11 protein-coding genes and 1 tRNA gene are annotated in these 12,353 nt (G+C 68.5%); 5 read left to right on the top strand and 7 right to left on the bottom strand.

The genetic code is table 11. The features are described 5' to 3' along the window. Window positions 1-165: 165 nt before the first annotated feature. Complete coding sequence (betT, locus tag AIF0345_RS15420) at window positions 166-2,370, bottom strand: choline BCCT transporter BetT (protein WP_285296623.1); 2,205 nt, start codon at window positions 2,368-2,370, stop codon at window positions 166-168. Window positions 2,371-2,566: 196 nt separating this feature from the next. On the opposite strand from betT, the gene AIF0345_RS15415 reads away from it, so the two are divergent. The 5 genes from AIF0345_RS15415 (at window position 2,567) to AIF0345_RS15395 (ending at window position 5,427) form a co-directional block, all read left to right on the top strand. Next, on the top strand, window positions 2,567-3,055 hold the full coding sequence (locus tag AIF0345_RS15415) for a nucleoside deaminase (protein WP_285296622.1): 489 nt from the start codon (window positions 2,567-2,569) through the stop codon (window positions 3,053-3,055). Between the two features lie 60 nt (window positions 3,056-3,115). Then, complete coding sequence (locus AIF0345_RS15410; RefSeq protein ID WP_285296621.1) at window positions 3,116-3,481, top strand: hypothetical protein; 366 nt, start codon at window positions 3,116-3,118, stop codon at window positions 3,479-3,481. Between the two features lie 4 nt (window positions 3,482-3,485). Then, a complete protein-coding gene (locus AIF0345_RS15405; RefSeq protein ID WP_285296620.1) occupies window positions 3,486-4,361 on the top strand; it encodes a S8 family serine peptidase in 876 nt (291 codons plus the stop codon). A 276-nt stretch (window positions 4,362-4,637) separates the two neighbouring features. Further along, a complete protein-coding gene (locus AIF0345_RS15400; RefSeq protein ID WP_268918605.1) occupies window positions 4,638-5,234 on the top strand; it encodes a DapH/DapD/GlmU-related protein in 597 nt (198 codons plus the stop codon). Window positions 5,235-5,341: 107 nt separating this feature from the next. After that, window positions 5,342-5,427: transfer RNA gene (locus tag AIF0345_RS15395), tRNA-Ser, on the top strand. A gap of 679 nt (window positions 5,428-6,106) precedes the next feature. On the opposite strand, the gene AIF0345_RS15390 is transcribed toward AIF0345_RS15395, so the two are convergent. The 6 genes from AIF0345_RS15390 to AIF0345_RS15365 all read right to left on the bottom strand — a co-directional run bounded on the left by AIF0345_RS15390 (window position 6,107) and on the right by AIF0345_RS15365 (window position 12,293). After that, on the bottom strand, window positions 6,107-6,679 hold the full coding sequence (locus AIF0345_RS15390; RefSeq protein WP_268918606.1) for an arginine repressor: 573 nt from the start codon (window positions 6,677-6,679) through the stop codon (window positions 6,107-6,109). Window positions 6,680-6,809: 130 nt separating this feature from the next. Next, the gene (locus AIF0345_RS15385) at window positions 6,810-7,775 is read right to left on the bottom strand and encodes a carbamate kinase (RefSeq protein WP_285296619.1); all 966 of its coding nucleotides are present in this window, start codon (window positions 7,773-7,775) and stop codon (window positions 6,810-6,812) included. Between the two features lie 118 nt (window positions 7,776-7,893). Next, entirely contained in the window at window positions 7,894-8,904 is a 1,011-nt protein-coding gene (gene argF / locus AIF0345_RS15380) for an ornithine carbamoyltransferase (protein ID WP_285296618.1), read from the bottom strand. A gap of 104 nt (window positions 8,905-9,008) precedes the next feature. Beyond that, window positions 9,009-10,256 carry an arginine deiminase gene (locus tag AIF0345_RS15375; RefSeq protein ID WP_268918761.1) on the bottom strand — a complete coding sequence of 416 codons (1,248 nt, stop codon included), beginning with the start codon at window positions 10,254-10,256 and terminating at the stop codon, window positions 9,009-9,011. A 73-nt stretch (window positions 10,257-10,329) separates the two neighbouring features. Continuing rightward, complete coding sequence (gene arcD / locus AIF0345_RS15370) at window positions 10,330-11,796, bottom strand: arginine-ornithine antiporter (protein WP_285296617.1); 1,467 nt, start codon at window positions 11,794-11,796, stop codon at window positions 10,330-10,332. Between the two features lie 212 nt (window positions 11,797-12,008). Next, the gene (locus AIF0345_RS15365) at window positions 12,009-12,293 is read right to left on the bottom strand and encodes an arginine repressor (RefSeq protein ID WP_043564390.1); all 285 of its coding nucleotides are present in this window, start codon (window positions 12,291-12,293) and stop codon (window positions 12,009-12,011) included. Window positions 12,294-12,353: the final 60 nt, after the last annotated feature.

The raw sequence follows: 12,353 nt of genomic DNA, 5'->3' as shown, positions 1-12,353 counted from the left end.
TTCCGGTCAAGGCCGACACCCGGGAGCCCCTGACGGCGTCGGAGAGCAGACAGAGCAGACAGAAGAGACCGCCCGCCCGCCCCTTGAACCGATCTCAGCGCGGAACTGGACCGATCTCGGCGAAAAGGGCGGGCGGGCGCGAGCTGGGGCGGCGCCCAGCCCGGCTCAGACGCGTGCGGTGCTGCTCGTGCCCAGGTACTCCAGCCAGCGCTCGTAGTGGTCGAGGACGTCGTGGGCGACCTGGTCGGCCGACCAGTCCATAATGTCGTAGCCCACCCCGCCTCCGCGCAGCCGCACCTCCAGGCGCACCGTGACGTCGTCAGCCTCATTCATGCCGCCGCCGTAGGAGGGCGCCGGGGCCTCGACCATGCGCACCACGTAGCGGAAGATCCGCCGGCCGGCCGCCCGCTCGAGGACCTCGGGCTCGATCTCGCCTTCGCGCGCCTCATTGTTGGGATCGGTCACCAGCAGGGTGACACGGCCCAGGTAGGTGCGCTCGTCGTCGGGGTCGTCGGCCTCCCGGCCCTCGACCTGGACCTCCGCCTCCAGCCTCTCCTTGGCCAGCTCGGCGGCCACCGCCTCCAGGGCGGGCACGATGCGCTCGTCCAGGGCGCGCTGGGCCTGCTCGGCCCTGACGCGGGCGAAGGTGTGGGACAGGCGGTCGCGCCAGGAGATGCGGCGCAGCCCCGCCGCCGTCCCGGTGAAGCCGACCTGCCGGTTGCGGTAGGCGCGCGAGCGGGCCTGGTTGAGGCTCGCCTCCCGGTGGAGGGCCTTGAGCAGGCAGGCCATGATCACCACGAGGATGAAGCTGAAGGGCAGCGCCATCACCAGAGTCGCCTGCTGGAGGATGGGCACGCCCCCGGCCACGAGCATGGCGACGGTGAGGATGCCGGTCAGGGTCGCCCAGAAGATCCGCAGCCACGGGGCGGCGTCCTCCCTCTCGCCCTTGATCCGGCTGGACAGGCTCGACATGACCAGCGCCCCGGAGTCGGCGCTCGTGACGTAGAAGAGGACGCCGATGAACAGCGCGATCGCGATAATGGGCTTCCCGCCGACGGCGCCGAGCAGGAGGTAGAGGCCCTGCTCGGGGGCGCTGATGGTGGTCTCGGCGAAGCTCGTGTCGCCCGAGCGGATGAGCTCCAGGGCGCTGTTGCCGAAGATCGTCACCCACATCACCACGTAGGAGAAGGGCAGGATGAGGGCCCCGAGGATGAACTCGCGCAGCGTGCGGCCGCGGGAGACGCGGGCCAGGAACATGCCGACGAAGGCCCCCCAGGTGATCCACCACGCCCAGAAGAACAGCGTCCAGTTGTTGAGCCACTCCTCGGGCCGGTTGTAGGCGTAGGTCTCCAGGGTCAGCTGCGGGAACTGGACCATGAAGTCGCCGACGGTTCCGACCAGCGCGTCCATGAGGAAGGCCGTGTCGCCGCTGACCAGGACCCACAGGGCCAGGCCGATGGCGAGGACCACGTTGATGTTGGACAGCACGCGCACGCCCCGGTCCACGCCGGTGGTGGCCGAGATCGTGGCCATGATGACGGACAGCGTGATGAGGCCGATCTGCCCGCCGGTGCCCTGCGGGATGCCGAAGAGGATGTCGAGGGCCACGTTGAGCTGGACGACGCCGACCCCTAGCGAGGCCGCGATGCCGAAGACGCCGCCCACGAGCGCGGCGGTGTCGACGACGTCGCCGATCCAGCCGTCCACGCGGGCCCCGAGCAGCGGGCGCAGCGTGGAGCGCACCGCCAGCGCGTCGCGGCGCCGGTAGGCGAAGTAGGCCATGGCCATGCCCATGATCGCGTACACGCCCCAGCCGGAGATCCCGTAGTGGAAGATGGCCAGGACGACGGCGTGGCGGGCGGCCTCGATGGTCTCGCCCTCGCCGGTGGGCGGGTGCACGTACTGGGCCACGGGCTCGGCGATGGAGAAGAACATGATGCCGGTGCCGATGCCGGCCGCGAAGAGCATGGCGGCCCAGGAGAAGGTGGAGAAGTCCGGGGTGGAGTTGTCCGGGCCCAGCCTCACCTGCCCGTACCTGCTCAGGGCGAGCAGGACGACGAAGACGATCGTCGCCGTGATGAGGAAGATGTAGAAGGAGCCGAACCACTTCCCGGCCCAGGCGACGGCGGCGTTGAAGGCGTCCTGCACGGTGGTGGGCGAGATGATGGCGGCGGCGGCCACGACGGCGATTATGACGGCCGAGGAGAGGAAGACGCCCCAGTTGATGGGGTGGGGCTCGTGCGGGTCGGGCCTGTCGGGCGGGTCGGGGGTCGTGGGGTGGGGTGCGGACGGGGCGTCGCCGGGGGCCTTGACCATGGGGGTGGAGGCTCTCGGGTCGGCGGTCTCGGATCTGTCTGCGGGGTCGGGCATGCTGTTCGCCGGCGGTTCCATACTGGTGTGACTCCATTCACTGTGGTGATGTCAGTGATAGAGCCTGGCAGGTGCGGGTGGCCGTGGCAACTTCGAGTGGCGGATTCCCGCCGGAAGAAGAGGGTCGCGGGCCGTGCGGGACTTACGGTTTCGGTCGGTAGGTATGAGGTAGGACACATTTTGGCGTCGCCTTGGAATGCGGCAGGCTGGCGGTGTGAGCACGGGACTTCTCGATGCGCGCTACGGCGGCGCCATGGGCCGCGCCCTGACCCTGGCCGCTGCCGCCGGCCGTGCGGGCGAGGTGCCGGTGGGTGCCGTCGTCCTGGGTCCCGACGGCGGGGTCCTGGCGGAGGCGGCCAACGCCCGGCAGTCCGCGTGCGACCCCACGGCCCACGCCGAGGTGCTGGCCCTGCGGGCGGCCGGGGCGGCGCTGAGGGACTCCCACCTGGACGGCTGCGAGCTGGTGGTCACCCTGGAGCCGTGCACCATGTGCGCCGGCGCCATCCAGCTCGCGCGCCTGGTGCGGGTGGTCCTGGCCGCCTGGGAGCCGCGGACCGGGGCGTGCGGGAGCGTGCGCGACGTCCTGCGCGACCCGCGCGCCAACCACCGCGTCGAGGTCGTGGCCGGGGTGCGCGAGCGCGAGTCCGAGGCGCTGCTGCGGGGCTTCTTCGCCGAGCGGCGGTGAGGCTGGGCGCAGGCGGCGGTTGCCATTGGGGTAGTTCCGATCGGTGCCGGGAGAGGGCTCATGGCGACCAACGACCAGGTTCGCGCACTCGTGCCCAGCCATGGGGATGGTGACGATGCGCAGTTCTACGCCGTTGCCATCCAGGTGGCTGCGAAGGCGGCGCGCGCCGGGCAGTCGCGGTTCCCTCGGGAGCTGCGGGAGCCTCGCGTCGGGCTGTTGTCGGCGACAATTGCAGGCGACGAGGGTGATGCTGTCCTCACGGCGTCGGTCTATATTCCTGAATCGCAGGAGTCGTGGTTCACGCAGAAACTCGATGAGTATGCTGCCACTGTTGACGAGGACCGCCCGCGTCATCAAAGGCTCATCGAGTCGGTCGAGCGGATCCGCAGGGCCACGGCCCGTTTGCCTGCTGCGGGGCGCAGTTGAGGACATGGTGCAGGTCGTCGAGCATGCCGATGGTGTTGCGGAATTGAGGCGGCCTCGTCAGCCCGGCTTCTTCACCGGCACGCGCCGGTCCGAGCAGATCGAGTGGATTGAGGACCTGTTGTCTCGTGGCGGCCCGATCCCTGACGATGCGCCTGCCGTCTGCGTCTTAGATACCGGAGTCCATCGAGAGCATCGTTTGCTCACCGATGCTCTCAATGGCGCCGACTGTCATCGTGCTGACGCGCAGTGGCGACCCGACCCGGTTTGTCCTCATGGCACGGAGATGGCGGGGCCGGCACTGTACGGCGACTTGGAGTCCGCACCCGCGAGTTTCGTGGGCTATGAACCCATCGCACCGGCGGGAGACCTCGCTCCGACCAGTCGCACCTCGGCCTCTTTCGCTCATACCGGCTGGCCTTTCAAGTCCGACGCGGTCGCCGACGGCGGGAACCTGCTCCGGTCCCCGGATGGCGGCACCGTGGACCGGTCCGACCACCTGACTGTTCTCACGACCCGATTCCAGCATCTTGGCGCCGGCAGCTTCCTCACGGGCGGCTTCGACACATCGGCTGCCGCCGCGAAGGTCGCGGCGGCAGCCGCATCTGTCCAAGCGGTCTATCCGGCGCTTCGTCCGGAAACGGTACGCGGGCTGGTCGTCCACTCCGCGCGCTGGGCGGACGCCATGCACGCTCACCAGTCTTCGGGGAAGAATCCTCCGAAAGGAGAGCTTCAGGTTTTGCGGCGCCGTTACGGCATGGGCGTACCGGATCTCGAACGCGCCCTTCGCAGTGCTTCAGATGCTCTGACACTCGTGTGCGAGAGGCGAGCTGCACCCGTTCAAGCCCGGACATCAGCAGAATGCCGACCATGTCTACCGTGAGACGGCCCTCCACGAGCTCCCATGGCCTCGTGGCGTTCTGGACGGCTTGGACGAGGTACAGGTCGGGCTCCGCATCACGCTTTCGTACTTCATTGAGCCGAACCCCTCCCGGCGTGAATGGAAGAGTCGTCCGTCCCTGGGTCGCAGCAGTCTCGGGGTCCGCTATTCTTTGATTGTTAGTATCGAGACTCCTGAGAGCGATGTGGACATCTACACCCCGGTGAGTACTATGATCGCAGCCGCCGCCGAGATCGAGATGCAGAGGTGAGAGACCCCGTGAACCTGACAGAGTTCCTCCGGCACGTCGACGCCGGACTGCCCGTGCGCGCCGGCACCCCCGCCGCCGCCTTCCAGACCCGGCGCGCCGTCGAGGTCCAGAGGCTCACCGCCGAGCTCAACACCGGGTACCGCACGCCGGAGGAGATCCGCGCCCTCATGGAGCGGATCACCGGGCGCGCCGTGCCCGAGTCCTTCGCCCTCTTCCCGCCCTTCACCACCGACTTCGGCGCCAATATCCATCTGGGGGAGCGCGTCTTCGTCAACTCCGGGTGCCGCTTCCAGGACCAGGGCGGCATCTGGATCGGGGACCGCTGCTTCATCGGCCACGACGTCGTCATGGCGACCCTGGACCACTCCCTGGCGGTGGCCGACCGCGCCACCACCCACCCGGCCCCGATTCGCCTGGGCAGTGACGTGTGGGTGGGCGCCAAGGTCGTCATCACCTCGGGCGTGAGCATCGGCGACGGCGCGGTCGTCGCCGCAGGGGCCGTCGTCACCCGGGACGTGCCGCCCTGCACGATCGTCGGCGGCGTGCCCGCCAAGGTCATCCGGTGCCTCACCGACGAGGAGGCGGGCACCGCCGTCGGGAAATAGGGGGCCGAGGGCGGGCGGCCGGTCGAGGACCCGGCCGAGCCGTGAGGGACCTCGCACCCGCCGCGGATTGGGCTGGGTGCCCTCCGCCGTGTAACCTCAACCCCTGAGGTAGCGTGTCCGAGCGGCCGAAGGTGCAGATCTCGAAAGTCTGTGTGGTTCATAGCCACCCTGGGTTCGAATCCCAGCGCTACCGCCGCCACGATCCCCGGCATCCCAAAGAAGAGTGGGGTGCCGGGGATTAGCGCGTATAGCGCGTGGAACGCACGCGGTATACCGAGAGGTCCCAGCGGGGACGTCGAGACGGGCCGTCCCGCACGACATCGGCGAGGTCGAGGACAGGGGGGCGCTCGCTTTCCGGGTGCCCCGCACGTGCCTTTAACGGCGCGACCCCGGGGCGGGTGTCCGTCAGAATGACATTGGGGCTCTTAGACGCCGTGGGTCGTGGAGAGATCCCCGCCATCATGCGGTTTTTACTGGTGCTTCTGAGGCCTGGGGCGGTCAATGTCATTCTGACGGACACGCGTTCGGCCTGCTTGGCCCACTGCGTGTCCGGGCCGGGCCTGCCGTCGCTGTGATGCGGGGGCGCGAGGCGCCGCGGTGTCCGGGTGAGGCGGAACATGGACGACGGCGCAGCCGCGCCCGACCCGTCCGGGCCCGCCCGGAGCGCGAGGCGCCGCCCCGCCCGGAGCGCGGGACCGAGGACCAGTGCACTCGGCTTTCGTCTATCTCGACGGTGAGGGCGACTGCGGGGCGGCGCAAGGTCCCGGAACCCAGAAAGGGCTCCGGGACCTTGCGCCGCTCAGAGTGCCGGCTATCCTTATAGGTCTTTGCCGATCTCGGGCCGGAGCTGGACCGATCTCGGCGTTTCGGTCTCAGCGGCTGGGACGATCGGGGCGGTTGTCGATTTCCTCGGGGACTGACTTCGACAGCGAGGCGATGTGCTGGGCGATCGCCAGGCCTGCGGCGTCCCCGGTCGTGGCGATGAGAATGGTGTCATCGCCCGCGATGGTCCCCAGGACCCCCGGGAGCATCGCATCGTCCACGGCGGCTGCCATGAGCTGGGCGGCTCCCGGAGGCGTCTGGAGAACGACGTCCCCATGAGCGCAGGCGACCGAGACCAGGAGCTCCTCGGCCAGGTGCGCAAGATGCTGGTTGGCCCGGGCCTCGGCGTCGTCGGGAAGGCGCTTCTGCCCGGGGGCGCCCGCCTCAGGCAGAACATAGACCTGCTTCCCGCTGGCGGTGCGGGCCTTGGAGGCCCGCATCGCCTTGAGGTCGCGGGACAGCGTCGCCTGAGTGACGCTGAACCCATGGGTCTCGAGCATCTGCTGCAGCTCGCGCTGCGAGTGGATGCGTGTGGTGCTGATGAGCCGTTCGATCAAGCGGCGCCGCGCAGCACGGGTCCGGGCCGCGATATCAACGGCCTCTTGCGGTGACTTGGCGTTCACGGGCCCTCCGGGTCGAAGCCTGCGAAGTGCGTCTGGGAAGGGGCGGGCTCTCCCCAGGGCTTTCCGGTAGCCGGCACCTCGGTGCTATTTCCTTCTCGATATGACTCAGCAGTTGCGTGCGTAGCATCTCCTAGCTTGCGGGCTTGCGTGCCGCGGGTGGTTGGAGGTCGTTGGGGTTTCCGTAGCTGCCGCCGGGGGTGATGATGGTGCCGGCGGTGCCTTGGATGATGCGGGTGGCGTCGTGGAGGCGGCCGATGGCGGCCATGTCTCCGGTGAGCTCGACGAAGCGGCAGACGGCCTCGACCTTGGGTCCCATGGATCCTGCGGGTGGGTTGAGGGCGCGCAGGGTGGTGGGGGTGGCGCGGGGGATCTGCTTGGCGTGGGGTGTGCCGTAGTGGGTGTAGACGCCGTTGACGTCGGTGAGGATGAGCAGGGCGTCGGCCTCGAGGTCCTCGGCCAGGACGGCGGCGGTGAGGTCCTTGTCGATGACGGCCTCGATGCCCTGGAGCTTGCCGTGGGTGTTGCGGATGACGGGCACGCCGCCGCCTCCGGCGCAGATGACCACGGCGCCGGCCTGGAGCAGGGTGCGCACCAGGCGGGTCTCGATCACGCGCTGGGGGGCGGGGGAGCCGACCACGCGCCGGTAGTGCTCGCCGTCGGGGCGCACGGTCCACCCGCGCGTCGCGGCCAGGGCCTGGGCCTCGTCCCTGGTGTAGACCTCGCCGACGAACTTGGTGGGGTGCTCCAGGGCGGGGTCGCCGGCCAGGACCAGGGTCTGGTTGACCATGGAGGCGACCTGGCGCCCGGGCAGGGCGTTCTGCATGGCCTGGAGCAGCCAGTAGCCGATCATGCCCTGGGTCTGGGCGCCCAGGGTGTCGAAGGGGTAGGGCTCGGACAGCCGCTGGTCGTCGGCCGACTCCAGGGCCAGGACCCCCACCTGGGGGCCGTTGCCGTGGGTGATGACCAGCTCGTGGTCCTGCGCCAGCTCGGCCAGGCGCGCCGCGGCGGCGCGCACGTTGGCCACCTGGACGGCCGCGTCGGGCGCCTGCCCGCGCTCCAGCAGGGCGTTGCCGCCCAGCGCCGCGACGATCCTCATCGCCACTCCCCCCCGGCCACCCCGGCCTGTCCGGCCCGCTCTGCCTTCCCGGCCTGCTCTGCCCGCTCGGCCCGCTCGGCCTGCTCGGCCTGTCCTGCCTGTCTCGCCTGCGTCACCGTCACTCCCAGTCCCCCAGGGTAGCCACCATGACCGCCTTGATGGTGTGCATGCGGTTCTCGGCCTGGTCGAAGACGATACTGGCCTCGGACTCGAACACCTCGTCGGTGACCTCCAGGCCCTCCATGCCGGTCCTGTCGTAGATCTCCGCCCCCACCGCGGTGCCCCGGTCGTGGAAGGCCGGCAGGCAGTGCAGGAACCTCACGCCGGGGTTGCCGGTGGCCCGGACCAGGGCCGCGTTGACCTGGTAGGGGCGCAGCAGCCCGATCCGGGAGTCCCACACCTCCTTGGGCTCGCCCATGGAGACCCACACGTCGGTGTACAGGAAGTCCACCCCCTCCACGCCCGCGACCGGGTCCTCGGTGACCGTGACCCGCGCGCCGCTGCCCGCGGCCAGGCCCTCGGCCGCGGCCACCACACCCGCCTCGGGCCGCAGCTCGCCCGGGCAGACCATGCGCACGTCCATGCCCATCAGCGCCCCCGACACCAGCAGGGAGTGGGCCACGTTGTTACGAGCGTCCCCCAGGTAGGCCAGGGACACCTCCCCCAGCGGCCGGCCCCCCGAGTGCTCCAGCATCGTCAGCTGGTCGGCCAGCATCTGCGTGGGGTGCCACTGGTCGGTCAGACCGTTCCACACCGGCACCCCCGACAGCTCCGCCAGCGTCTCGACGTGCTCCTGCCGGCTGCCCCGGAACTCGATCCCGTCATAGAACCGGCCCAGCACCCGCGCCGTGTCCGCCACCGACTCCTTGTGCCCCAGCTGGGAGCCCGACGGGTCCAGGTACGTCACCCGCGCCCCCTGGTCATAGGCCGCCACCTCGAACGAGCACCGCGTCCGCGTCGAGGTCTTCTCAAAGACCAGAGCGATATTCCGCCCCACCAGACGCCGCACCTCACAACCAGACCGCTTCGCCGCCTTCAGCTCCCCAGCCAGATCCAGCAACGACCCCCACTCCTCAGCAGAGAAGTCCAGCTCCCTCAGAAAATGACGACCAGACAACAAATGACCCACAACAACTCCTGAACCTGACTCGATGGTGGATGAGATAGATAGATGATTGGAATAATATAGACAGAATACGGTGGATACGCTAATCGGCTGCGCGCAGCCGGGTGTCAGTAGCCCACCGCGTCGCGGTCGATGGGGCACGTCATGCAGTGGCCGCCGCCGCGCCCGCGGCCGAGCTCGGCCGCGGAGATCTCGAGCACCTCGATGCCCGCCTTGCGCAGGGCCGAGTTGATGCCGTAGTTCCGGTCGTAGGCGACGACGACGCCGGGCTCGAGGGCCACGACGTTGTTGCCGTCGTCCCACTGCTCGCGGGCGGCGCCCAGGCGGCCGGCCGGGGAGGACACCGGGTGCAGCCTGGTGCCCAGCGCCTGGCCGACGACGTCGAGGAAGGAGCCCGCCTCGTGCGTGACCCTGATGCCTCCCGGCTCCGTGCTCGAGGGCTCGAGGGAGAAGGAGGTGAGGCCGGCGACCACCGGCTCGTAGATGTTGACGACGTCCTCGGAGCAGAACGTGAAGATGGTGTCGAGGTGCATGGTGGAGCGGTCTCGCGGCATGCGGGCGGCGATCACGCGCTCGGCCCCGCCCTGCTCGAACAGCCCGCGGGCCAGGCGGCTGACGGCCTGGTAGGTCGAGCGCTCGCCCATGCCGACCAGGACGACGCCGTTGCCGACCGGCATGATGTCGCCGCCCTCGATGAAGGAGTGGCCCTGGTCGCCCTCGGCGGCGTCGAACCAGATGGGGAACTCCCTGGAGGCGAAGGTCGGGTGGAACTTGTAGACCGCCTTGACGAGCATGGTCTCGCGCTTGCGGGCCGCCCAGAACATCGAGCTCAGCGACAGGCCCTGGTAGAGCCAGGCGGAGGAGTCGCGGGTGAAGATCGAGTTGGGCAGGGGGGCGATGAGCATCTCGGGCTCGTCGATGCCCACGTGGTAGGGCGCGATGCCGGTGCCGAGGATGTCCTCGGCGACCTCGTCGGAGGACAGCCCGCCGATGAGGTAGGAGCACAGCTCCTTGCTGGGCATCTCGTCCATCCAGCCGCGCAGGCCCTCGGCCACGCCCACGCCCATGGTGTCCCTGTTGACGCGGCGGTCGAGGATCCAGGCGCGGTGCTCGGGCACGTCGAGGACGTCGGCGAGCAGGGACTCGAACTCCAGCACCTTGATGCCGCGCTCTCGCATGAGGGAGACGAAGTCCGCGTGGTCCGCGCGGGCCCGCTCCACGTCGAGGACGTCGTCGAAGAGGAGCTCGTGGCAGTTCGAGGGCGTGAGGAAGGAGTGTGCCCGTCCGGGTGCGCAGACCATGACGGTTCGCAGCCTCCCGGCCTCGGACCAGACTCCGTTGGGTGATGTGCTCATGGTGTCGGTGTCCTTTCTTGAGCTGGCCGGTCCTTATCCGGCCGTCGGTGGGTGGTCGTGCAGTTGCTTGGGCTCAGTTTGTAAGCATTTCAGTGAAATATCCCATGCACAACCCGTAGATCGCGTATAGCGAGGTCAGGGAGAAGACGGCGACGACGATCCAGTCGATAGTGGTGAAGACCTTCTCCTTCGCCTGCTTTCTGGCGACGACGTAGAAGGGGGTTCCCAGCAGGTAGAACAGGCCCACGAACAGGAGGTAGGTCAGTCCGGCCGCGTACAGGAGCCAGATGGCGTAGAGGGTTCCGAGCACGCCGATGACGATGTCTCCGGTCCCGGCCTTCCTGCGGTTGCGGAAGGAGTTGATGAGGTGGAACGCGGCCGAGAACAGGTAGGGGATGAGGATGAGCGCGGCCGCCAGGGTAACGAGGGCGTTGTAGGTCGATCCGGCGAAGTGAGCCCAGATCAGCACGAGCTGGACCATTGAGGTGGTCAGCCACATTGCGCCGACCGGCGTGCCGTTCTTGTTCTCCCTGGAGAACCAGCGCGGCATGGTGTTGTCGAGCGCCGGCACGCGCAGGACCTCGGCGCACATGAGGAACCAGGACAGCAGGGCGCCGATCAGGGAGATGGACAGGCCGGCGGCGATGAACTTGGCGCCCCAGGGGCCGACCGCCGCGGTCAGCACGCCGCTCAGCGAGGGGTCCTCCAGGGCTGCGAGCTCCTCGCGGGGCACGATGCCGTAGCTCAGGAGGTTGACGAGCAGGAGGAGGGCCAGCACCGAGGCGAAGCCGGTGATGGTGGCGCGGCCGACGTCGCGGCGCTCACGAGCGCGCTCGGAGAAGACGGAGGCGCCCTCCACGCCGATGAACACCCAGACCGTCACCAGCATCATGGCCTTGATCTGGTCGAGCGTGGAGCCGAGGTCGCTCTGGGCCCCCCAGAAGTCGGCGGAGAAGGTGTCGACCTTGAAGGCGACGATCCCGATCATGATGAAGACGATCAGGGGCACGACCTTGGCGATCGTCACGACGACGTTGACGACGGCGGCCTCGCGGATGCCGCGCATAATGAGCAGGTGGTACAGCCACAGGAGCGCCGAGGAGACGATCGTGGCCAGAAGCGTGGTGCCCTCCCCGAAGCCGGGCAGGAACACGCCGATGGACGTCATGAGGAGGACCAGGTACCCGACGTTGCCCATCCAGGCGCTGACCCAGTAGCCCCAGGCGGAGGAGAAGCCCAGGTAGTTGCCGAAGCCCTCCTTGGCGTAGCCGTAGACGCCCGCGTCAATATCGGGGCGCCGCACGGCCAGGCTTTGGAAGACCTTGGCCAGCATGAGCATTCCGGCCCCGGTGATGAGCCACCCGATAATGAGCGGCCCGGGCGCCGCCGCGGCACCCATCTGTTTTGGGAGGCCGAATATCCCTCCGCCGATCATCGAGCCGATGACGAGCGCAATGAGTACGGCCAAGGACACCTTCGCGGGTGACGAAGGTGTTGGATGATCCTTGGTAATAGAATCGATAGGCGATTCTGACGCCATGTCCCGCCCCTTTGTGGAACTGCTTGTCTGACGTCAGAAGGCTAGGGCAGGTTGAGGGCTATTGTCTCTGTCCGTGAAACGGTAATTTATTGAAATCCTCGCGCATAAGCATTCCTCTATGCATCGCCGCCGCGTGGAATTCTTCAGGATGCGGGGCGCGAGCGACCGGGATCTGTTGACACGCGCATAAAAATACGTGGAACGATTTGGGACTAAGGTCCCCCTACGGGGGAGAGGATGCCGGTCAGCCGGGCCGTGAGATCGGCGGCGGCCTCCGGGCTGGCGCACACGACGACGACCGAGTCGTTGCCGGCGATGGTGCCGAGAGTGTCGTGCGGCTTCGCGGCGTCGATCTTGTGGGCCACATAGGTGGCCCCGCCCGCGACGGTGCGCACAATGATCCGGTGGCGGACGCGCTCGAAGGATAGCCACAGCGAGGGGGCGGTGCGCTCCGGTCTGAGCGCGGCGCTCTGGAGTTGTCGTCGGAAGGTGAGCATCTGGATTTCTCGAGTTCTTCTATGAAGGAGGGGGTCGGTTTGTGTCGGGTAGTTATAAGT

The organism is Actinomyces israelii (genome assembly GCF_030253495.1).
GTDB classification, from domain to species: domain Bacteria; phylum Actinomycetota; class Actinomycetes; order Actinomycetales; family Actinomycetaceae; genus Actinomyces; species Actinomyces israelii.
Note: the sequence above shows the minus strand (reverse complement) of the source record. Positions and strands in the feature narration are given on the sequence as shown.

Coding starts and splice junctions, on each gene's coding strand:
- AIF0345_RS15405 (WP_285296620.1), top strand. CDS start 3,486: ATGGTGCAGGTCGTCGAGCATGCCGATGGTGTTGCGGAATTGAGGCGG.
- AIF0345_RS15410 (WP_285296621.1), top strand. CDS start 3,116: ATGGCGACCAACGACCAGGTTCGCGCACTCGTGCCCAGCCATGGGGAT.
- AIF0345_RS15365 (WP_043564390.1), bottom strand. CDS start 12,293: ATGCTCACCTTCCGACGACAACTCCAGAGCGCCGCGCTCAGACCGGAG.
- arcD (WP_285296617.1), bottom strand. CDS start 11,796: ATGGCGTCAGAATCGCCTATCGATTCTATTACCAAGGATCATCCAACA.
- betT (WP_285296623.1), bottom strand. CDS start 2,370: ATGCCCGACCCCGCAGACAGATCCGAGACCGCCGACCCGAGAGCCTCC.
- AIF0345_RS15385 (WP_285296619.1), bottom strand. CDS start 7,775: ATGAGGATCGTCGCGGCGCTGGGCGGCAACGCCCTGCTGGAGCGCGGG.
- AIF0345_RS15415 (WP_285296622.1), top strand. CDS start 2,567: ATGCGGCAGGCTGGCGGTGTGAGCACGGGACTTCTCGATGCGCGCTAC.
- AIF0345_RS15375 (WP_268918761.1), bottom strand. CDS start 10,256: ATGAGCACATCACCCAACGGAGTCTGGTCCGAGGCCGGGAGGCTGCGA.